The 21,117-nt window shown below is 38.3% G+C and carries 22 protein-coding genes; 12 read left to right on the forward strand and 10 right to left on the reverse strand.

What is annotated here, in order from left to right; translation table 11 throughout:
- Positions 1-3 precede the first annotated feature (3 nt).
- The 12 genes from CLV95_RS04415 to CLV95_RS04470 all read left to right on the forward strand — a co-directional run bounded on the left by CLV95_RS04415 (position 4) and on the right by CLV95_RS04470 (position 11,394).
- A complete protein-coding gene (locus tag CLV95_RS04415; protein WP_002732559.1) occupies positions 4-1,170 on the forward strand; it encodes a ribonuclease D in 1,167 nt (388 codons plus the stop codon).
- A 32-nt stretch (positions 1,171-1,202) separates the two neighbouring features.
- Complete coding sequence (locus tag CLV95_RS04420; RefSeq protein WP_002724372.1) at positions 1,203-1,874, forward strand: NUDIX hydrolase; 672 nt, start codon at positions 1,203-1,205, stop codon at positions 1,872-1,874.
- Between the two features lie 323 nt (positions 1,875-2,197).
- Positions 2,198-2,371: an LIMLP_16695 family PerRB-regulated protein gene (locus tag CLV95_RS04425; protein WP_002724453.1), complete on the forward strand. Its 174-nt coding sequence runs from the start codon at positions 2,198-2,200 to the stop codon at positions 2,369-2,371.
- On the forward strand, positions 2,368-2,760 hold the full coding sequence (locus tag CLV95_RS04430) for a hypothetical protein (RefSeq protein WP_002732754.1): 393 nt from the start codon (positions 2,368-2,370) through the stop codon (positions 2,758-2,760). Before CLV95_RS04425 ends, CLV95_RS04430 begins: the two co-directional genes overlap by 4 nt.
- Positions 2,757-3,356 (forward strand): RNA polymerase sigma factor, encoded by a 600-nt coding sequence (locus CLV95_RS04435; RefSeq protein ID WP_002724486.1) that lies wholly within the window; start codon positions 2,757-2,759, stop codon positions 3,354-3,356. Before CLV95_RS04430 ends, CLV95_RS04435 begins: the two co-directional genes overlap by 4 nt.
- Complete coding sequence (locus CLV95_RS04440; RefSeq protein WP_002732537.1) at positions 3,340-3,735, forward strand: hypothetical protein; 396 nt, start codon at positions 3,340-3,342, stop codon at positions 3,733-3,735. The genes CLV95_RS04435 and CLV95_RS04440 overlap by 17 nt, the downstream gene beginning before the upstream one ends.
- A complete protein-coding gene (locus tag CLV95_RS04445) occupies positions 3,732-4,178 on the forward strand; it encodes a hypothetical protein (RefSeq protein WP_002732548.1) in 447 nt (148 codons plus the stop codon). The genes CLV95_RS04440 and CLV95_RS04445 overlap by 4 nt, the downstream gene beginning before the upstream one ends.
- Before the next feature lie 228 nt (positions 4,179-4,406).
- Entirely contained in the window at positions 4,407-5,111 is a 705-nt protein-coding gene (locus CLV95_RS04450) for a response regulator (RefSeq protein WP_107694870.1), read from the forward strand.
- On the forward strand, positions 5,101-6,492 hold the full coding sequence (locus CLV95_RS04455; protein WP_107694872.1) for a HAMP domain-containing sensor histidine kinase: 1,392 nt from the start codon (positions 5,101-5,103) through the stop codon (positions 6,490-6,492). The genes CLV95_RS04450 and CLV95_RS04455 overlap by 11 nt, the downstream gene beginning before the upstream one ends.
- A 69-nt stretch (positions 6,493-6,561) precedes the next feature.
- Complete coding sequence (gene argJ, locus CLV95_RS04460; RefSeq protein ID WP_002724367.1) at positions 6,562-7,713, forward strand: bifunctional glutamate N-acetyltransferase/amino-acid acetyltransferase ArgJ; 1,152 nt, start codon at positions 6,562-6,564, stop codon at positions 7,711-7,713.
- Positions 7,694-8,998: a hypothetical protein gene (locus tag CLV95_RS04465; RefSeq protein ID WP_002732542.1), complete on the forward strand. Its 1,305-nt coding sequence runs from the start codon at positions 7,694-7,696 to the stop codon at positions 8,996-8,998. The genes argJ and CLV95_RS04465 overlap by 20 nt, the downstream gene beginning before the upstream one ends.
- On the forward strand, positions 8,998-11,394 hold the full coding sequence (locus CLV95_RS04470) for a PP2C family protein-serine/threonine phosphatase (protein ID WP_002724446.1): 2,397 nt from the start codon (positions 8,998-9,000) through the stop codon (positions 11,392-11,394). Before CLV95_RS04465 ends, CLV95_RS04470 begins: the two co-directional genes overlap by 1 nt.
- A 341-nt stretch (positions 11,395-11,735) precedes the next feature.
- Here the strand turns inward: CLV95_RS04470 and CLV95_RS04475 are convergent, their stop codons facing one another.
- From CLV95_RS04475 to CLV95_RS04525, 10 genes are all read right to left on the reverse strand, one after another.
- Positions 11,736-12,431: a hypothetical protein gene (locus CLV95_RS04475; RefSeq protein ID WP_002732253.1), complete on the reverse strand. Its 696-nt coding sequence runs from the start codon at positions 12,429-12,431 to the stop codon at positions 11,736-11,738.
- Between the two features lie 116 nt (positions 12,432-12,547).
- Complete coding sequence (locus tag CLV95_RS04480; RefSeq protein WP_002732514.1) at positions 12,548-13,681, reverse strand: suppressor of fused domain protein; 1,134 nt, start codon at positions 13,679-13,681, stop codon at positions 12,548-12,550.
- Complete coding sequence (locus CLV95_RS04485) at positions 13,678-13,932, reverse strand: hypothetical protein (protein ID WP_002732319.1); 255 nt, start codon at positions 13,930-13,932, stop codon at positions 13,678-13,680. The genes CLV95_RS04480 and CLV95_RS04485 overlap by 4 nt, the downstream gene beginning before the upstream one ends.
- A gap of 403 nt (positions 13,933-14,335) precedes the next feature.
- Complete coding sequence (locus CLV95_RS04490) at positions 14,336-14,563, reverse strand: hypothetical protein (RefSeq protein ID WP_002732483.1); 228 nt, start codon at positions 14,561-14,563, stop codon at positions 14,336-14,338.
- Between the two features lie 78 nt (positions 14,564-14,641).
- Entirely contained in the window at positions 14,642-14,998 is a 357-nt protein-coding gene (locus CLV95_RS04495) for a hypothetical protein (RefSeq protein ID WP_016749376.1), read from the reverse strand.
- 19 nt (positions 14,999-15,017) lie between these two features.
- Entirely contained in the window at positions 15,018-16,541 is a 1,524-nt protein-coding gene (locus CLV95_RS04500; protein WP_002724438.1) for a thiolase C-terminal domain-containing protein, read from the reverse strand.
- A gap of 204 nt (positions 16,542-16,745) precedes the next feature.
- On the reverse strand, positions 16,746-18,791 hold the full coding sequence (ligA, locus tag CLV95_RS04505; RefSeq protein WP_002724370.1) for an NAD-dependent DNA ligase LigA: 2,046 nt from the start codon (positions 18,789-18,791) through the stop codon (positions 16,746-16,748).
- 16 nt (positions 18,792-18,807) lie between these two features.
- Positions 18,808-19,779: a M23 family metallopeptidase gene (locus CLV95_RS04510; RefSeq protein WP_002724482.1), complete on the reverse strand. Its 972-nt coding sequence runs from the start codon at positions 19,777-19,779 to the stop codon at positions 18,808-18,810.
- A 448-nt stretch (positions 19,780-20,227) separates the two neighbouring features.
- Complete coding sequence (locus CLV95_RS04520; RefSeq protein ID WP_002724460.1) at positions 20,228-20,590, reverse strand: hypothetical protein; 363 nt, start codon at positions 20,588-20,590, stop codon at positions 20,228-20,230.
- A gap of 12 nt (positions 20,591-20,602) precedes the next feature.
- Positions 20,603-21,112 (reverse strand): RNA polymerase sigma factor, encoded by a 510-nt coding sequence (locus tag CLV95_RS04525; RefSeq protein WP_002724432.1) that lies wholly within the window; start codon positions 21,110-21,112, stop codon positions 20,603-20,605.
- Between the last annotated feature and the right edge of the window lie 5 nt (positions 21,113-21,117).

The following is a 21,117-nucleotide window of genomic DNA, read 5'->3' on the forward strand; positions in this document are numbered from 1 at the left end:
TTCATGCAAATAAATTCCGATTACATAGTCGTAGATACAATTCGAAGCCTACAACTCGTTCTCATCACTCTGAGTCAGGCCGATTCCATCTCCATCGATACGGAGTCCTCCGGTTATTATACCTATTTCTCAAAGGTCTGTCTGATCCAAATTTCGGCTAAGGGAAAAAATTATATCATCGATCCTTTGAAATTACAAAATTTAGATGGCCTTGGAAATTTATTTGAAGATAAAAAAATCCTAAAGATATTCCATTCCGCCATTGATGATATTAAAGCCCTTAAAAAAGACTTCGGTTTTAAATTTCATAACATCGCGGATACCGGATTCAGTTCCCGTCTTTTAGATCACGAACAATATTCTTTAACTTATCTTGTGGATTATTATCATAAGATAAAACTTTCCAAAAAAGAACAAAAATCTAATTGGGAAAAACGACCTCTTGAAAAAAGTCAACTTCAATACGCGGCTTTAGATACGGTTTATCTAGAAACGATTTGGGAAAAAATGAAGGAAGAACTTACCAAGAGAAATCTTTACGAAGAAGCGCTTTCCGAATTTGAAAAGATCGCATCCGAAGAACCGGGCGCCGAAGGAAATTCCATCTCCATGGATAAGTTCCCCGAGATTTTGGAATACAGCGCCGATGAAAGAAGATTTATATACGACACGTTGGTTTTTAGGGACGATAAATCTAGAAAGTTAAACAAAGCCCCATTTCGGGTATTCAACAACGAAAAGGTGATTCTTCTCGTAAAGTCAAGAAGAGACATGGCAAAGTTAACCGAAATTGTCGGTAAAAAAGATGCGGAAAGTTTATTTCGGATTTATGCGAATCCCAGCGGACCTCCGATTCAAAAATCCGAGCTTTTTAAAAAACCGGGTGAAAACTTGACGAACGAAGAAGGCGAACGTTTCAAACGTCTGAGAATTTGGAGAGAAACGATCATGTCCATCAGAAGAATGAGTCATCAGATGATGCCTTCGAACAAAATGATCGCGGAGTTGGCCCAAAGAAATCCGAAAACTTTAGACGAGTTGAGAGAGATGAATCTTTTCTCAGAGTGGAAAGTGATTCACTACGGCCCCTCTATTTTGGCCGCATTAGAAAATGTACCTTACGAATCGAATATCAAGGGACTCATTCCGATAAATAAAAAATTCGAATAGAAATATTTAACTCTTCCAATGCAGGTGAAAAAATGAGATTTGATTTTCAGTCGCTCAAAAACCGACTTGCAGTTCCTCAGAAAATTTTTACCGGAATTCCAACTCCGCCGATCGGAGAAGAAAAGTCCAAGGCTTCCTCCGTTATTCTTCCTATTTATGAAAAGGAAAATTCGGCACAGGGCCTGATTTTACAAAAAAGAAATTTCAATCTAAAAGCACACCCAGGACAAATTTCCTTTCCCGGAGGAGCTTATTCCAAAACGGATAAAAATCTTTTAAACACAGCTCTAAGAGAATGGGAAGAAGAAATGGGAGAATCCAGTTCCGTTCTGGAAGTTTTAGGAGAATATGACGGATTTTTTACTCACACCGGATTTCATATTTCCCCCTTCATTGCACGTTACAACGGATCGTTTCTATTCGATACAAATCCGGAAGAAGTAGAACGTCCTATCCTATTGGATCTCAATCGCTTGGAAACGGCTCCGTTTTATTCCATTCGAATTCGGAGATCGGGCGCGAAAGAAATTGAAATTTATTACTTCGACCTCGAAGAAGAACTACTTTGGGGAATCACCGGAAGGATCATCGTAAATTTTCTGAGAGACTACGCAAACTTTGAAAGGGAACCTATTCTAGCGGAACCGAATTTAAGTAGTCCTCCTTTTTTTGATCCCGCTCGTAAATTCTTCCAAAAAAATTAAAAAGACATTTTTTTCTTCATTTAGTTTGCCATTTGAAAATTGTGGATAAAACGACATGTTGTTTTAACCCGAATCCTTTTTGGAAAAAATACCGATTAGGATCCTGTCGACTACATATAACACGAACATCTGAAAATTTTAAATTCAAAGACGAAAAACATATCTTACGAATCGAGAAATCATACTACGAATTGTACGAATCTGCCGATAGTTTTATAAGACATAAGAACCGATTCTGAAGACTATAACTTTACGGTTCTTATCGTTTGAATTGACATTTGATTTTTAAAACGTGCTATAATTTTCAAAGGAGGTAAAAATTTATGAAGATGATTAAAAACTTGCTTCAACCCGAAATTCGGAATTCTTTCTTAAAAGAAAGTTTCCAAGAAGAAGAATGGTATCAATCTTTGATCAATCGCCCAGGTATAGAAGAAAGAATTCCCTACTTTAAAACCAAAGCAGAACATAGAAAAATGACAGCGATTGTAAGATGAATCCAGAAGAAAAAGTAAAATTACTAGAAACGCTCGACTTGATTCTGAAACACCTTCAGAATCAAAGTCCCAATCCCGGATCCGATTATAAAGTGGTTCTTTACTTAGTTCCTATCTTCGGAATCGTATTCGGTTGTGCGTTACTATTTTTTGTTTTTTATTGGTGGTACCGACAACGGATTGAAATCATCAAAGCCGGACTTTATAAAAAAGAAACTTTCGATCTAAGAACTTATTCTTTCTTTTTAGGATTGATTTTCACATTCGTTGGAATCGCGCTTTCCATCGGATTCATTTCCGTATTAGGACAATCTCTCGCCATGTTAGGCGGACTTGTTCCGCTCGGGACCGGCCTGGGATTACTCTGTTATTATAAATTCTCCCGATGAGGGAAAACACTCCAATTGTATGCAACCAAGAGGACTGGGATTGCATTCAAAAAGTTTTACACGGCGATTTTAATTCCTTTGAAATACTGATGAACCGGTATCAAGGACTAATTTACTCTCAAGCGATCAAAGCCTTTCGAAACGAAACCGAAGCTGAAGATTTTACTCAGGATATTTTCTTAAAAGCCTTTGAAAGTCTATCTACATTTCAAGGTAGGTCCCAATTCTCCACTTGGTTGTTCGTAATCGCAAGAAACGAAATTATCCGAAGGTATCGTAGAGAACATCCCGATATATCAGGACTCGATACGCTTCTACTTACGGAAAGTGAAGTAGAAAAGAAAAACGAAACCTCATCCGAACAGGAAACAAAACTTCTGAAACAGGAAATTTCCGAAAAAATCAGAAGCCTCGTGGAAAGTCTACCGGAACTCTATCGTAAACCGATCATGCTCCATTATTTCGAGAATATGTCCTATAAAGAAATTTCCCAAAAATTAAACTTGAAAATGAACACTTTAAAGAGTTATATTTTTAGGGGAAAGGAAATCATGAGAGATTGGTTAAACAAAGAAGAGAATGAAAAACAAGAATAATTCCCATTCTAAAGAAATAGATTTCGTCCCGACCGAACTCGAAGAAAAACTGCATTTTTTCGAAGAAGAACCTCTCAATCCTTCGGAAAATACGACGAAGGTTCCGCCTGATTTAAAGCGCAGGGTGATGCTGCACATCGTCCCCATACGTCACATTAAAATTATCTTATCCGGTTTATTTTTCCTGGGATTTTCACCCTTATCCGTTTTGTTCTTTTTGGATTTTGGATTTTTGGTCGAGACCAATCTCCTTCCTTTTATTTTAGTCACAAGCAGCATTCTCTTTTGTGTTTTCTCTATTTTAGCAGGAATCTATCTTGTCCATTATAGAAATCCATACACAAAAGAATGGAAAAACAAATTAGGTTTTTTTGAATGAACTCGACTACTTTAAAAATTTCTCTCTTTTCCCTTTTAATTTTCTCCATCTTGACAACGACAAACAATACGTTTGCAGATAAAAACTCTCTTTCCGGTAACGGAAAATCAAAATCGATTCTGGGAGCGAAAGAGTATCTTAATTCCGATCTAGACCAGATTTTTCCCATCCTCCAAAAGATGAAAAAAGAAGAAGCGGCGATTCTAATCACTCAAATTCGGGAAGAATCTAGAAAAGAGTGGCCTAAGGCGGACAAATTCTATTTTTTAATTTCTCACTTAGAAAGTATCAAAGCAATTGAAGAAGAACATGAAAGATTGAAAAGTCTGAACGAAGTTTATTTCATAGGAGCTTTATTACTCTCTGGCTTTCTCGTTTTTTCAATTTTCCGCCAAAGAGCACTAGTACGAAAGATCAACGCACAATTGGGCGATAAAGAGTAGTTTTTGTTTTCTCTCTATCATGTAGATTCAATTAGGAGCGATAGGAAAAATCGAATTTCTGTTGTTTGTAATTTTTTCGTATTCTAATTGTAACGAATTTCTGGAATATTAAGATTACAGACTTTGCTCGGTCGAAACAGAAAAAATCTAACGGTTTCTGATTTTCTAAAAAAGAAAAGTCGCTTTGTAAAATAATAATGATAGGCCGACAAAAAAGAACAGGACTTCATGAAAAACCAATCAGGGAACCCAGGGCAAAAAGTCCTTGTCGTAGATGATGAGGAAGATATCGCCGAACTGATCCGATTTCACCTCGAAGAAAACGGCTACCAAGTAGATACGTGTCAGAACGGATTAGAAGTACTTCCAAAACTGGAAAAAAATACTCCGGATCTAGTCATTTTAGATCTTATGCTTCCAGGAATAGGAGGTATGGATCTTTGTAAAAAAATCAAAGAAAAATATTCCATGCCGATCATTATGGTTACCGCCAAATCCGGTGAAACCGAAGCAGTTCTTGGACTCGAACTCGGCGCGGACGATTATGTTCGCAAACCTTTCAGCACTAGAGAATTGATCGCAAGAGTGCGTTCCGTTTTAAGAAGAACGAAAGAAGGCGAGGAAGAAGAGCAATTCGAAGGAAATATTACCATCGGAAACATCTTTCTTAATCTGAAAGCACATAAAGCATTCATCAATAACTCCGAAGTCGATTTAACGCTAATCGAGTATAAAATTCTGAATCTTTTCATGACCAACCCCGGCGTAGCTTTTACAAGGGACAAATTATTAGATCGGGCTTGGGGAAAAGATATTTACGTCACCGACAGAGCCGTCGACGTAAATATTAAAAGATTACGCGATAAACTCGGAGACGAAAAGGAAAGACTCGAAACGATACGCGGAATCGGCTATAGATTCAATGAGGCGTAGCTTATTTTCAAAACTTCTTCTCAGTAACTGGTTACTTTTGCTAGTTCTTCTCGTTGTTGCTGGGGCGGTTCTTTTTGCGGAAAAGTTTGTTCATTCGGATTTTAAAATTCTTCTGTTTTCGTTTTACGTTCTTTTCGCGATGTTCGGAACATTCTACATGTCCTATTCGATCGCCAAAAGTGTAGCGGAGCCTTTGGATAGAATCGAAAAAAAAACAGGAGAGATCAATGCAGGCGACTTCGGATCCGAATTGACTCTGTCGGACATTCGAGAACTCGCAGACCTCGCTTCCTCCATCAACTTAATGTCTACAAGGCTTAAAAGCCAGTTTGTGGATCTCACGATCGAAAAAGAAAAATTCGATTCCGTTTTACAGAATTTAAAGGAAGGTGTTTTTGCGATCGACCCCGAAAATGCTTCTATTCTTTTTCAAAACAAAAGTATCCCAGGATCTCTCATTGAACCGAATTCCAGGTCCAGAAAAGTCGCAGACGCAACTCGAGATCCGAGGCTCTTGGAATTCGTATCGAACCACCTCAGAGGATCGGGCGATTCCAAAATGGAACTGGATCTCGGACAAAATTTTTACACAATCAAAATGTACCCTCTGAAAACGAACGGTAAAACTCTTATGTACATCGGAGTGATCAGAAATATTACCGAAGAAAAGCAGTCTCATATCATAAGAGAACAATTTGTTCAGAACGCTTCTCACGAACTCAAGACCCCGATTACGTCCATTAAGGGATACACTGAAACGTTACTCGATCGTCTACGTCTTTCTCCCGAAAGTCACGAGAAAAGATTTTTGGACGCAATTTCAAGAAACACAGACCGTATGGTTCGTATCGTGGAAGATATGCTCACGATTACTCGGATCGAAAACCAAACCAAAATTTCTGGGGAAGAGGAATTTTCCTTAAAATCTCTTGTGGAGAATTTAAGTTATACGGTCGAAGGGGTTGTGTCGCCTAAAGGACAGAGGTTTCTAGTAGAGATGCCGGAGCCTCTAATGATCTCGGCCGACTGGGTTCTTTTGGAGCATATGCTTTTGAACCTAATCTCAAATGCTTCAGCTTATTCTCCCGAAGGCAAAACGATTACACTGAAAATCCTTCCTTTCGAATCAGATCAGGTCCAGTTTCAAGTGATCGACCAAGGAATCGGAATTCAAGACGAGGATAAAAGTAGAATTTTCGGAAGATTTTTCCGAGTCGATAAGAATCGTTCTAGAAAAGAAGGCGGAACCGGCTTAGGCCTCTCCATCGTAAAACATATTGTTCGTCTTCACCACGGCTCCGTAAAAGTTTTCGACAATTCAGAAGGTGGAACTATTTTTGCGGTTACGATTCCCATTCGTTATCAAGCCGAAATGTTCTGAATTCTTCTTTTCGGCAGAGATAATTTCCCAAAGATAGATCCAACTGATACGTTGAGGGATCTTATGACAATGCCCAAAGGCTTTTCATCTTTCGGAATCAATATTGGAATCAAGGACGACACGAAAGACTTCGGCGTTATTTACTCCGATGTGCCCTGCAAAGCGGCGGCCATGTTTACAAAAAACAACTATCCCGGCGCTCCGGTGATCGTCGGAAAAGAACATATTCAATCCGGAGTTCTACAAGCGATCGTCATTAATTCCAAAAACTCCAACGTTGCGACGGGAGAAAAAGGAATTCAAAACTCCAGAGAAATCTGCAAAACGATCGCAGAATCTCTCGGCATCGACGAAAAGCTCGTCCTCCCTTCCTCCACCGGCGTGATCGGAATTCCTCTAAAAATGGAAATCATACTTCCCGCTTGCAAAAAAGCGAAATCTCTTTTAAAACCGGGAAACCTGGAAGAAGTCGCGGAAGCGATTATGACTACGGATAAGAGAAGGAAAATTTCTTTCCGAAAAATTAAAACCGAATCGGGAGAAGGCACAATCTACGGAATCGCAAAAGGTGCGGGAATGATCGAACCGAATATGGCGACGATGCTCTGCTACATTCTTTCCGATGTTTCTCTTCCAAAAGGAACCAATCTCTATTCAGTTTTAAAATCATCGGTCGATCGGAGTTTCAATTGTTTGACCATCGATTCGGACACTTCAACTTCAGATACGGTCGCGTTACTCTGCAACGGTTTGTCTGGCGAAAGTTCGATGGAAGATTTTTCTCAAGCCCTTACCGAAATCTGCATCGATCTTACAAAACTCATCGCAATTGACGGGGAAGGGGCGACTAAATTGATCGAACTTACAATCAAAGGAGCGAAAAACGAAACCCAAGCGAGAAAAATCGGCAAATCCATTCTCAACTCTCCTTTAGTAAAAACAGCGGTTTATGGGGGAGACCCGAACTGGGGAAGATTGGTGATGGCTGTGGGCAAGGTTTTCGAAGAACCGATTCCGTTCGAAAGTCTCCAAATTTATTTTGGGACCCTTCCCGTTAAAGAAGCGAATCCAGAAATCTTAAAAAAGCTTTCCGAATATTTAAAAAATAATACTGAAATTTCTTTAAATGTAATGTTGAATATCGGAACGGTCTCCATGAAATTTTGGGGTTGCGATTTTTCGGAAGAGTATATAAAAGAGAATGCTTACTACACTACCTGAAAGTAAAAACACTCAACGAGGATTTAAGGAAACGTTTCGTTCTCTTGTAACGGATTATTATCTTATTTCAGGAATCATCAATCTATTCGCAAAGGGAACCTCCGTTTTGATCGCATTAGGGTTCTATTTCTTTATCCTCTCCGTGTTCCCGACTGCAATCGAATACTACATGGAGGTAAGTTTACTTTCTACTTTGATCTTTGCCGTTTTTATCATTTTTCCTCTTCAGGAAAAACTCAGCGGTAAGCTTAAGTCCATTCTAATTTCCGAATATTTAAGTGACGATCCCCGTTCTTCCCGATTAGCCTATCGCAAGTTCGACCACGAAGGTTTGATCAAGAATGTTTTTCCAGACCTTGTTCGATTGACCGAAAGTAATTATGGTAAACTCGCATTACTCAATAACGATTTGAAAACGTTCGAACTCTATATGTATGCAAAAAAGAAACAAAGAAAGGTGATTACCCACGATGGGATCAATCCCGAGGCAAAACTTTTAAAATACATTTTGAATAAGAAGAACGGTTCGATCATCGGAGAGCCAGACCAGAATCACGAGATCAACGAAGACTTTGTGAGTCTTAGAGCTAATTTCATCTTACCTTTCGTTTATAGAGAAACTCTCTTCGGTTTTCTCGCCGTATCCAATATTCCCAAGGATTCGGTCAGACAGGATTTGAGTTTTCTTTCCGGAAAATGCGGAATCGCTGTCCACAATCATATCCTATCCTCCCAAGTTGCGGAAAATAAAAAATACAGAAAGGAATTGGAAGCCGCAGGTAAAATCCGAAAATTCCTGGAAGCGGCCGCGGAACCTCCTATGATCGGCAATATCCGCATAGAAATTCTTTCCAGAGAACCGGGAGAACTCGTGGAATTTCTCAATTCGGAGAGTGACGAAACCTACTTTGTAATTTTAAAACTGGGGATCACAAATCAGGTCTCCGTATTAGTTCTTTGTTATATACTGGGAGTATTATATTCGGCGAGAACTTCCAGATCCGTTCAAAATTTAAGCTACATTAAGAATCTTGTAGAATCCTATCTCAAAGAAATATCTTGGAATGAAGAATACGATCTTCTCGTCGGAATCATTCGAAGAAGCGAGAACACAATCTCTTTAAAAACTTCGGGGAAAAATTTCAAGGTTCATAGAAACTCCGACTTCGGTAAGAACCTTCTTTCAACGGGATGGGAAGTAGAAGAAAATATCGAAAATGATCCTCTGGTTATTACTTGGAAAAACCGTACTATGCTTTCTATTCACGATATGAGGTTTCCGTAGTGAGAAACATACTTTTATTATTTATCTCCCTGATTTTACTCAGCATCGTTCTCCTCATCGGAGTTTTACAAACTTCTTCCGAAACGTTAAGACCTCCTTTTTATTATTATCCGAATGGAACAATCATTCAAAGTAGCGAAGAGTTCCCAAGCATTCTCGGAAAAAAAGTCGATCTTTTGGAATTGGAAATCGCCGTAAAGATGGCCGAGTCTGGAAAATCTTACGAAAACGGAATACACATTTACGGCAAGGGGGTAAGTGAGACGATTCCGGTTATTTTAGCCCCAAAATCGTATTATTCTGTCATCCAAGAATTTACGAGGGATATTCTTATCTCTTTACTGTACCTTTCCGTAGCAATTTGGTTTTTCTTTTATACGAGAGACCTCTATATGCTTTTGTTATTCGGATCTTTATCGTGTCTGAGTTTATTCAATTTCTTTTTAGTGGGATTTCACGAGTTTCACTTTTTATTTTTCTTTTTTCTCTATTTTACCGCGTTTGTAATCCTGAATATATCTTTCAGGCTTAGAGGAAAGGAACTTCCCATTCGTTGGTTCGCTCCGGAAGTTATTTTTTCTTTGATCGCCGGTTTTGTAGGCAGGTCACAGAAAGCGGATCCTCATATTTTTGGAATACTCGCAACCAACGGAGTTTATTTTATTTTATTCTGTTCCATAATTTGTATTTTTTTTCTTGTTCTAGATTCAATACGAAATCTTTTTCCCCTTCAAAGTTTATTCAAAAAATTAAGTCTGATTTTTGCATTCAGCGCAATTTCCATTCTTCCATTCGTTTCTGTTGAATTTTCGGAGCTGATTTCTCCGGATCTATCCAAACTTTTGATCTTATCCGCATTTCTGATTTTTCCTGCATTGATCATCTACGGAACCTTCACGTATTCAATTGTTCCGGTCCAAATTGCATTCAGTTCTTCACTCACTTCAATTTATCTGATTCTAATTTTAGCGGGCAGCTATTTACTTTTACTTGGAGCGTTTTTTAAATTCAATCCGATCGCCGCAGACAAATATTTGGAAGAATTCAATATTCTATTTCTTTGTTCGAGCGTTTATACGATAAGTTCGATCAATAGGCGCCTTTCAAATCTAGTAGACACATGGAGTTTTAAACGGAACCATAAATTGCATTCCGCCATGGAAACGATTTCCGCGATGATCAGCGCGCCGATTTCTATGAGAGCAACCATCAACAGTCTCATGAAAAAAGTTTCAGAAGCTCTGGACATCACCAAAATTCTCGTTTTGATACCTGCAGATAAGTTTCCCAGAACCGATCTAAAAAACATCAACTTCATTCGAATTTCCTCCAATTCTGAAATATGGCAGTATTTTGCGACAAATACAGAAGTCACTGTTACGACACATCTTGCCTACGGACTCGGAATTCGGGAATCGGTTTACAAATTTCTTCATAATTCGGGAGTACAATTAACATATCCTATCTTCAATTACTCCAGAGGAAAAGAAGTGTCGGGAGTATTTCTCGTAGGAGAAAAGAACAACCGAAAGAACTTCAATCTGGGAGAATTGCATTTTTTGAAAGAATGCACTCGAATGGCCTCTATGCTCCTTCAAAATTACACTTTATTGGCCGAAGAAGTGGAAAAAAAAAGAATCGTTCGTGACCTTAATATGGCTTCAATCATCGATAAAACCCTACACGTGGCGGAAAACGAACATATCAAAGAAACCAAGATTGGATTTTTTTCAATACCTGCTGTCGGAATTTCGGGAGATTATTTAGACATTCGAAAATTAAATTCAAATACGATGTTGTTAGCTTTAGGAGACGTTTCGGGCCATGGATTAGGAACTGGGTATTTAGTCAGTGCGATCAGAGGTATCATTCAAAATCAAATTCGAAAAAAATCGGATTTATCCACGATATTCAAAGTGATCAATTCGTTTCTTATCGAGCGATATAGAGGAAGCGAGTTCATGACTTTCATCTGTGGAGAATATAACTCCCAAGAAGAAACATTTGAGTACATCAATGCAGGTCATTCTTCTCCGATTTGCATTCGAAAAGACGGAAAAATAGAATTAAGAGCTGAAACTCAAAGAGTTTTAGGCGTCTTACCCACCGAATATAAACGTCTGACGATTCCGATTCACCCGGGTGATAAATTAATTCTATTCACTGATGGAGTCACTGAAACATTCAATGATAACGAAGAGATCTTCGGTGATGAGAATTTTTTAAATCTTTTAAAGAATAATCATCAATTGAATCCACAAGATCTAACGGATCTTGTACTAAAAACGATTCAAGACTTTCGAGGTAAAAAAGATCCTAGCGATGATATATCTTTTATCTGTCTTGAAGTGAATGAGAAGACTCACGAGTTAAAAGGAAATCAGTTAGACAAATAAATTTAAAAAAAATGTAAAAATTTATTAAAACACTTTACATTTTTATCTTGATCCATTAATTATGTCTCTAATCACGGCATTAAGCTTTGAAAACGTTTAGAGCTTAACGTTAGTAACACGGAGGAAGAGTCAATGGTTGCAAAAAAGAAAGCAGCTAAGAAAAAAGTTGCTAAGAAAAAAGCAGCTAAAAAGAAAGTTGCAAGGAAGAAATAAGTAAATCTAGCAACAGATTTTCATTCTAAGAAGGAATGAAATTTTAAAACCCGCTTCAAGAAGCGGGTTTTTCTTTTAAAGACATACTTCCAAACGCTTCAAGTCACTCGATTCAGTATAAATCAGCTTTAAATGCCTAAAAATTCGATGAGAAAATTTATTTCATCCTTCATCTCTGGCAAAATATTACCGTAAACCTTGATCTGCTTGAACTCTCCCTCTGAATTAATCTCATAAAGGCGGTATTCTTGTTTTGTTACAGACGATTTTTCTAATTTGAAGAATCGAGTCGGCTTCTTTGAAAAACGATTGTATAAAGTAAACTTATGATAATAAAATCCCTCCTTGTTTGAATTGACCGGATAAGGTATAAAATATTCCGCTCCAATCAACAATGAGTCAGGTTTTACAACCACCATCCGCGTCCAAGTAGCAAGATTAATCGGATAATTTTCTTCTAAGAAAGATTTCTTATACTTACTTTCCCATATAGAAAGAATTTTTTTACGAATATCATTTGCTTGTTTGTATCTCTGAAGTCCATTTAAAGAGATTTCTAGAAGAGATAAAAGAGGGATTGTCTCATTTTTACCACTCTTAGCGAGTTCAAGTTGGACCAATTTTTTGGAAGAATGAAAATCTTTATTATAAATCTCCTGCCAAATTTTTTCCTGTACTTCTACACTTAACGAATCGGTGCTTTCGGATAAAAGAGACAATGGAAGTGTGATCCATAAAGAAGAGGCACAAATCAAAGCCGATAAAAATGTCGAATGATTCATGTAATGTTTGATAGAGCGTATAGTATCTTCTAAAACAGCCATTTTTAGTGTATTTCAATCGCCACAATTCATAAAGAGATTCTTTTACTCTATCAAAAATACCAAACTGCAAGATTCCATTTCATCTTAGCCTCATTGAAACAATACAATACAAACTTTTATATAAGAGCTGGTCTTTCCGCGTTGTGGTACCAAGAAAACCCTTTTTCATCCCACAGTCGGTTAAAAGATTGGATTCCATCTCTTTGAGCGTATTCTTTTTCTTCTTCAGATATAGGTAATAAGGTTAAAAATCGAACTTGTTTTCCATTTTCAGAGGTGAATCCCGAAAGATCCGGCACATTCAATGAAGAAGTAAAACTTTCAAAGTCTCGAAAGAGAATGGAAGTAAAACTCAAATAAAGAGCTTCAGGATCCTTTCTCGACATAGTGATTGTATGCCCATGGCCGAACCATTTTGCCATATTCCAAGGAAAACGAATCAATTCACCGATTAAATGAGGAACCCAGGATTCGGATCTTTCCAATCCTTCCAAGCCGATTTTAACGGCGAGAACCAGCTCAATTCTCGCATAGTCCTCATAGTCTTTATGAAAAAGCTCGACCGTAGGCATGTTCTGCGCACTCATTCCGATCGTAGAATAGATTAGAATCTCGGAAAACTTTTCCGATTGAAAACGGGCAATTCCGAGTTGCGGATATTTTCCTCCATCCGCGGCCCAATACTTATCGTGTTTACCGAATTTGGATTCTAAAAACGAAAGCCGCTTTTCCTGAATTTCTTTCCAAACTCCTTGTTTGGAACGCGCTTCCCAAAAATCTCGAGACGCCCGCACTCGATCAGGAATAATTCCAAAATCAGAGTTGCCCAAAGGATACGCCGTTAGGGCTTCTGTTTTTGCATGAAACGAGTATCCATGGAAACCTTTGATACCTGACCAAGAAGGAAGAAACGCAATCAAGGTTTCTTTGTAAAAAAGAGCGACCCCATCTCCTTCTTCCGTCCAGATAAAGTACAGTTCCTTTTCCTCTAAAGCGGGATGAGGTTTCGGCTCGTTTACTTCAGAATGAAGAAGAAGTGGTGCCAAACCATTCGAAAGATCTTCCACACTTCTTTTATCAGGAGCTTCCACTCGATTGCAAACCCACACGGATTTGATTCCGAATTCCGGATTCTGTTCTCCTTGAAGATAAAGATAAACGGTTCTTCCATCGTCTTCTAAATACGCAGTAAATGTTCCGTACGGATTCGCTTCTTGATAAATTACTTTAGGTTCAGTAAAATGAGTCATTGAATGGGAATTTCCACAATCTTTTGCCTGAATTTTTCGAGAAGTAATCGAATTGTTTGTTCAGATCTATATCCGTTTAGGATATCCGGAAAATAAAAAGAAGCATTGAGAAGACCGGTAAGCTCGATCTCGTTCCAAGATTCAAAAGAATTTAAAACTAAAATCACTTCTTCCGAAACAGGTTCGTGTTTTTTCTGACAAAGAATAAAAGTCTCGATAGCTCGAGTAGGAGTCATTGGTTTTTTATACATACTTTTCTCGGTCTTTAGACAAAGTTCCATTGGAATGAGAATGTTTCAACTCTCTAAAATGGAATCAATACAAAGAAGGGGGAAAAGAAAGTGAAAAAACAAAAAGCCGAGAGTGTAAAAACATTAACTACTTTCCCGGCTTCAAAATAATTCAAAAACTAACGATGGACATACTGTTTTAAAGCACGAATCGGAACTTTTTCCCGAGAAACCCTGGTTTTATACTGCTCAAACAAAATTAAGAATAGTATAGTGATCAGAAATAAGTTTTCCATATTTACAGTTGACTACAATTCTCGCAAAAAATCGAATCATTTTGGAAAGTTTTTATGAAACGTTTTAATTCTTTGGAAAAAAATTGACTGAACTAAAAATCAGGCGATCGAAAGAAGGCCGTATTTAATCAGCCTTTTAAAGCGTCTTTTGCAGCGGCTTTGATAGAATTCTTGAGTTTCATACGATTTCCAGAAGTCAGTTTAGCCATAATTTCGATCGTTTTCACGAATTCTTCTGCTGCAAGATCCAACATATCCGAAAGTCGGATATCATTTTTTTTTATCGAAGAATTTGCGGAGCCTTTATTTTTTTTAGGAACCGCCTTCTGAACTTTGGTCTTTTTCTTCTGGACCATGATTGAATTCCCCTAGGAAAAAATACTTCATTACGGATTCTATTTTTGTATGAGTTCGAATCCAGCAGAAAGTGATTCTTATTCCAAAAATATTCCCATCACTCGATAACAATCGATCTTACTTTCAGAAATTTCAAAAACAGATCCATCCGGCCCGACTTCTTGCAATTTAATCGTATCGGGAAATCCTGTTTTAGAGACAAAATCAGAAACTACGAAGAAGGTGGAATATTTTCTGAGATTTAGACAGTTTTCAACCTTTCTTCCCTGAAGAAACATAGTTCCTTCTTTTTCATTGGAAGAATCAGGGATTAAAATCAGATCGGAACCGTTAAAAATTCGAACCTGGCCCGTTTGAATATTCTCAGCCTTTATATGCATAAATCGATCCAATCCTGAATTTTGGAGAGTCTTGGGAAATGTCTGACTTATCATTTTGGAAATTTCTTTCAGGCTAAATTAAAATTCCTTTCAAAAAACCATTTTCACTTATCACTTTTAATTTCGAAGAATCGAATCGTAACATATGATCCGTTTTTAAAAGTTTTCCTTGGAAGTCAAATACGTTAACCATTACGTATCCCCCTGCTTTCATCTTTACAAGAGCCAACGAATAAGGTACCTTCGTAGAAAAACCCGGATTCATATTTACCGTAGTTGAAGAATAAACGGTTCCGATTTCGTTGTTCTTGACTTCGTTTTGATTGAGGAAAAGGTGTTTCGGTTTTATTTTTTTCGGTTTGAATGTGGAACGTGTCGAGGAAAAAATAGCGACCGTATTAATACTATCCACTCCTCCATTACCGCCAACTAAAGATTTTCCAGGCCGAGTTATTCGAATATTCGATACCGGTCGAGAATATAATCCGTAGTGTGCTGCAACATCTATCAAACCTGTCGCTGCGGATATAGACATAGCCGCTTGGTAATTTAAAATTCCACCCATCTCGTTGACTTTGATTTTTTTTCCGCCTTTGAGTCGTAATTCTCCATTCTTTAAATGTTCCATAGCGTCCCTTTTAGGAATTCCAAAGTACTCAGATGACTGGAGGATCACCATTCCCGTAAAACAATCATAAATCCAAGCGTAATCTATATCTTCCCTTTCGATCCCCGCGGATGCGAACGCAAGATCACTCGCTTTTCCTGCAGGAGTTGCAAAATCTCCCTTCAACATAAAGTATTCCGCATGCGCAGCTTGACCGACTCCAATAAGATACATAGGATCGATTCCTTTTTTAATCTTTCCCTGTAATTGAAGCCGTTTCGCCTTTTTTTCTGACATGAGTATCGTCGCAAACCCATGATCCGTAACGACCGCAATCATAGGCGCAGAATAAGGATCTGCTATAGTTCGAGAAAGTTGTTTATCCGTGATTTCTTGCTGATAAACATATGCTCTCGGATTATTTATCGCGTTCGCTCTGAATCGTTTTGTGATCGTTTCGAGATCTTTCCGAGTAATGTCATTTTCAAACATCATTCTTTTTATCAGAAGTCCGTACATCGCAATCAAGGTTGCTCCGTAATTAAGTTCATATATAGGATGACAAACGGTTTCGTTCAAATGTTTCATGTCGGAAACTTTTCTAAATGTGGATTTGGGAACGTCCGCGGCGGCAATCAATACGACCGCTTCCGTATCGGAATGAAGGATACTTTTTGCTTGCCCGAGCGCTCCCGTTACACTCGCTCCCCCCAAATCTACGAGATGAGCACGAAATCCAGCATAACCAAGCTCGTTAGCAATCCGAACACTATGCCCATAGCCGGATTTTCCCAAAGACGCTGGTTCGATACTAACAAAATCGGTAAGAATATCTTTGAGTGTCTCTGGCTTCATTTCCAGAAATTGAAGCAAATCATATATTGATTTTTTATAATGCTCTAATACTCTTCTTTCTCCCGACCATCCTTTATAATCCTCCGAAAAGTCGGACGCAATGGAATCGCTTATTCCTAACAAAACAGGATTCATAGATGTAACATCCTATAAAAAGTTGTCAGTAAAAGCGAAAGACAATAACAACGATCAAGCGTTATAATGAAGTGATCGAGGAAATAGAGACAGACAAATACAATCGGAGAAAAGGGATGAAACACTATGATATCAAAGTTTTCGAGATAGATTTTTAATGAACAAATCTGTTTTTAATATCCAATAAATTCTATTTAGAAAATTCTAATTCGTATTCTTAAAATTAATTTTCAAAGATTTCAACAAATCTAGGAATTGTTTCTCATTGTATACTACAATTCCTAGTTCATTCGCTTTTTCTAACTTAGATCCAGCACCCGGGCCAGCCAAAAGATGAGTAGTTTTGGAACTTACAGCGCTCACTTTCCTTCCTCCATAATAGACAATCAAATCCATTGCTTTGTCTCTAGGTTGAAAATTTTCGAAAGAACCTGTAACACACCAAGACTGTCCTGCAAATGGTTGTTGATCGGATACTTTTATTGGATCGGCTTTTAGTTTAAGTCCTGCATTTTTAAGACGAGCAATCAGTTTTAAGATCCGTTTGTCGGAAAAATTCTCTTCAAACGCTTTAATCGTAGAAGGTCCGATACCGGGAATTTCCAAAAGAGATTCGATTCTTTTTTTATCCTTGGCTATAGAAAGAATCTCATCCATGGAATCAATTCCGTGTTCGATTAATAATTCTGTCACTTTGTGGCCGAGCTCCGGAAGCCCGATGGAAGGCAGTAAAAAACGAAAATCCTTTTGTTTGGAATGTTCAATCCCGTTGAAAATAATAGCGAGACTTTTCTCTCCAAAACCCTCCTCTTCCATCAATTTCTCTTTCTGATCCTTCAGATCATACAAGTCGGCGATAGATCGGATATAACCGTGATCGTATAAGAATTCGATCTGCTTATCACCGAGCCCTTCGATATCCATCTGCTTTCTTTGACAATAAAAGATGATTCCGTTTTTCACTCGATCAGGACAATCCGGGTTCGGGCAAAACAAATCGACTAAATTCTCTTTTTTGATCGTTTTTGTTTTACAAGAAGGACAATAATCCGGAATCTTAAAGACGTCCTTACCAGGAGTAATTACTTCTTCCACAGCGGGAATAATTTCTCCACGTTTTGCAACTCTTACGATCGCTCCAATCCCCACCCCGAGCTCATCTATATAATCTTGGTTGTGAAGAGTTGCAAATGTAACCGTCGTCCCCGCAAGATTCACCGGCTCGATCTCGACTCTTGGAGTAATCTTTCCGGTTCGACCGACCGCATAAGTAATATCGACGATCCTACTTTCTTTCATGATTGCATCGAACTTATACGCCCTCGCCCATCGGGGAGAATGTGAAGTATAACCTTGTGCGTCTCTTTTGGAAATATCGTTGAGTTTGATTACAAGTCCGTCGGTTGGAAATCCTAAAGTATCTTTTTTCTTTTTAAAATCCTTGATCGTTTCTGCAATCTTCGATCCATTCACAAAGACCGTGTCAGGCGGAACTGGAAACGTAAGCTTTTCGAGTTTGGAAAGAATTTGCTGATGTGTTTTGAATTTTTTCGTGAATCCCGGAAAGGTTGCGTCGTACGTAAAAATCCGAAGAGGACGTTTTGCGGTATCTGCAGAATTTTTTTGTTTGATGGATCCTGCGGATAAATTTCGGGGATTCGCATATTTGCCGGAAGAAAGTTCGTTGAATTCTTCGAAATCCTTGAAAGTCATAAATACTTCGCCTCTAAGATAAACCGTAATCGGTTCCGGCAGACGAAGAGGAATATTACGAACCGTCCGGATATTATCGGTAACGTCGTCTCCGATTCCGCCGGAACCTCGAGTGACACCGTTCTTAAGCATTCCATTTTCATAATATAATACGATGGACGCTCCGTCTATTTTCCATTCCACGGAATAAAGCCCATCTGGATCAGTTTTATTAACCCAATCCAATAATTCGTCGTCGTTGTAAGTATTTATGAGAGATAAGACCGGAAGTTTATGTTGGAACTTTTCAAAATCCTTATCCAGATCGGAACCGACCACCAAAGTCGGACTATTCAAATCTTTAAACTGCGGAAATTCTTCTTCCAGATCTTGAAGTCGCTTAAAGAGTTGATCGAAGTCAAAATCCGATATTTCCGGTTGATTCTTTACGTAATATAAATACTGATGATGCCGAATCTCATCGGCAAGTTTGGCGATTACTTTTTTCGCCTCTTTTTCCGAAAGAGTGTTCTGATAAGTTTTTTTTTTCTTGGACATATCTAACCCCGCTAAATCAATAAACGGGAACTTTGAGGTATTCTATAGGATCCGTACGATTGGATTCTCCAATCCATACTTCATAGTGTAAATGCGGACCGGTTACATTTCCCGTGGAACCGACCGTTGCGATCAGATTTCCTTTTCGAATTTGTTGTCCGTCTTTCACGAATATCTTCGTACAATGCCCGAAGAGGGAAAAGTAACCGTTTGCATGTTGGATCACGATATGATTTCCATAACCGCGGTTCGAATAGACGACTCGATGAATTCTTCCATTACCGGTCGCATAAATCGGAGTTCCCGGGACGTTTGCAAGATCGATCCCGTCATGATATTCCATATAACCAGTAGTAGGCGATCGTCTAGTCCCGAAGTAAGAAGTGAGATTATAAGAATACAAAGGTTCCCCGAAAGGAATCGCGTCCATCACGTCGTATCTGAGGTTTAAAAAATCGTAAATGCTATCCATTAAAGGACGGTGTTTGTCCATGTAAACTCGTGCGGTACGATATCCATAAATTTCGGAAAGATAACTTCTACCCAACATGAGATCCTTATCCGCCGATTCTTCCGTCTTCAATTCCGCGAGTGCAATCGTTTCGATATCCGACTCATCGGGAAGTTTCAACATTTCGTCGCCATGCCCATCTATAAGAGAGTAAATTTCTTCTAAATTCTCCGTAAGTGCAAGGAAGTCATCCTCAACTCCTTCAAGTTGTTTCGAATATTCGATGTATTCGTCGAAGTATTTCCCATAAACTTGTGCTAAAGCATTGATTTGTTTTCTTGTATTGTTATATTTTACGATTCCGAAAACCGCAATTCCCAAAATGGTAACCAAAAGACTGAACAAAAAGAAAATCGTAAAAACCGAAATTTGAAAATGAAATGATTTATCAAAACCGTGTGGAATAAGAAGCACCGTCAATCTTTGATGCCCCTTCTCCTTAACCCGATCCAATCGCTTGCGGATTTCTTTTTCCATGGATATGATTCCAGATTAAGGGTCTACCCGGGGGAAATATAGGTCAAGTGGAAACCAAATCATTCACGCCCATACTTCGGTCTTGAAGTGACTAAAGGGTCGTCCCATTTTGACTTTACGACCAAAAACTGGCTTTAGATCATGCTTCCAAAGAATTACACTCAAGATCAAATATGGCAAAACACGTTCCCAATATGCACCTTGAACCTGTGCTCCAATGGGTATTTCAAGTAATTCTTTGAATTTTCGCTCAAAAAATCTTTTCAACCAAAACTTTTACGGTTCTTGTAAAATCGAAAATGAAATAGATATAAATCGAAACGTTAGTTCCCTATAGGATCACCTACATGATAAAGGAAGACGTAGTTTTTCCAAAAGTGTCTCTACTAGTATTTTTTGTTTCTTATTGAATTCCAGACGCCAAACTAGATTCTAATTTTCTAATTAATTATCTTCGGTCCAACGAAGCATCGATCAACGTGTCCACATCCAAAAAAGTGGGGCCGTTTCTCGCACTATTTTCTTCTTTATAAATTGTACTCTGGATTTTAGATTCGGCTTCTACAGTCGCTCCATAAATCTGCTCTTGAATCCAAGTATGAAGTTCGTTACGAGTAAGCTCGGCTTTTTGATTTTCAAAAAAAATCAACCAAATCATAGAACTGGAAAAGAAAGCAGATAAAAATGTAATCAGCGCCAATTGAATTATTTTCCAACGGCGTTTTTTGTAAACTGCGTCGCAGATTCTAGAATTCCAAACCTTACTACAAAGTCTGTCCGAAATTTCTTTTTCGAATCTGTTCGATTTCATACTGATCTAATCCTACTTATCTACGAAAAATTTTTTTAGTATCTGTTTTCCACGAAATGCCCGAGATTTTACTGTCCCTTCGGGGATACTTAACTTTTCGGCGATCTGTTGTTCCTTATATCCTTCACCAACAAGACTTAACACCGATTTATACTTCCACGGAAGTACCGCCAAAAGATCTTTTAATTCAAAATCGGTAAAGCTGATGGATACGGCTTCTTTTTCCTGAATGGAATTGTCCAACGTTACTTTCTCTTTCAACTTGTTCGCAAGTGCAGTTTGTCTCGATCTTTTTTGATTCATCCTCAAAGATTCGTTTCTTGCGATTGTATAAAGCCAAGTGCTTACCGAAGAATCTCCGCGAAACTTATTTGCGGAAAGACTTTTGTACGCACGAAAATAAGTTTCTTGCACTACGTCGTCGATGGAATCATAAAACTCGTCGAATAAATTCTTTTTAATCGCCGAAAGTACGATATGTTTGGTCGAATTGATTAATTCGGTAAATTCTTTTTGGTCCATGTATA

This window comes from Leptospira borgpetersenii serovar Javanica, from assembly GCF_003046425.1.
GTDB classification, from domain to species: Bacteria; Spirochaetota; Leptospiria; order Leptospirales; family Leptospiraceae; genus Leptospira; species Leptospira borgpetersenii.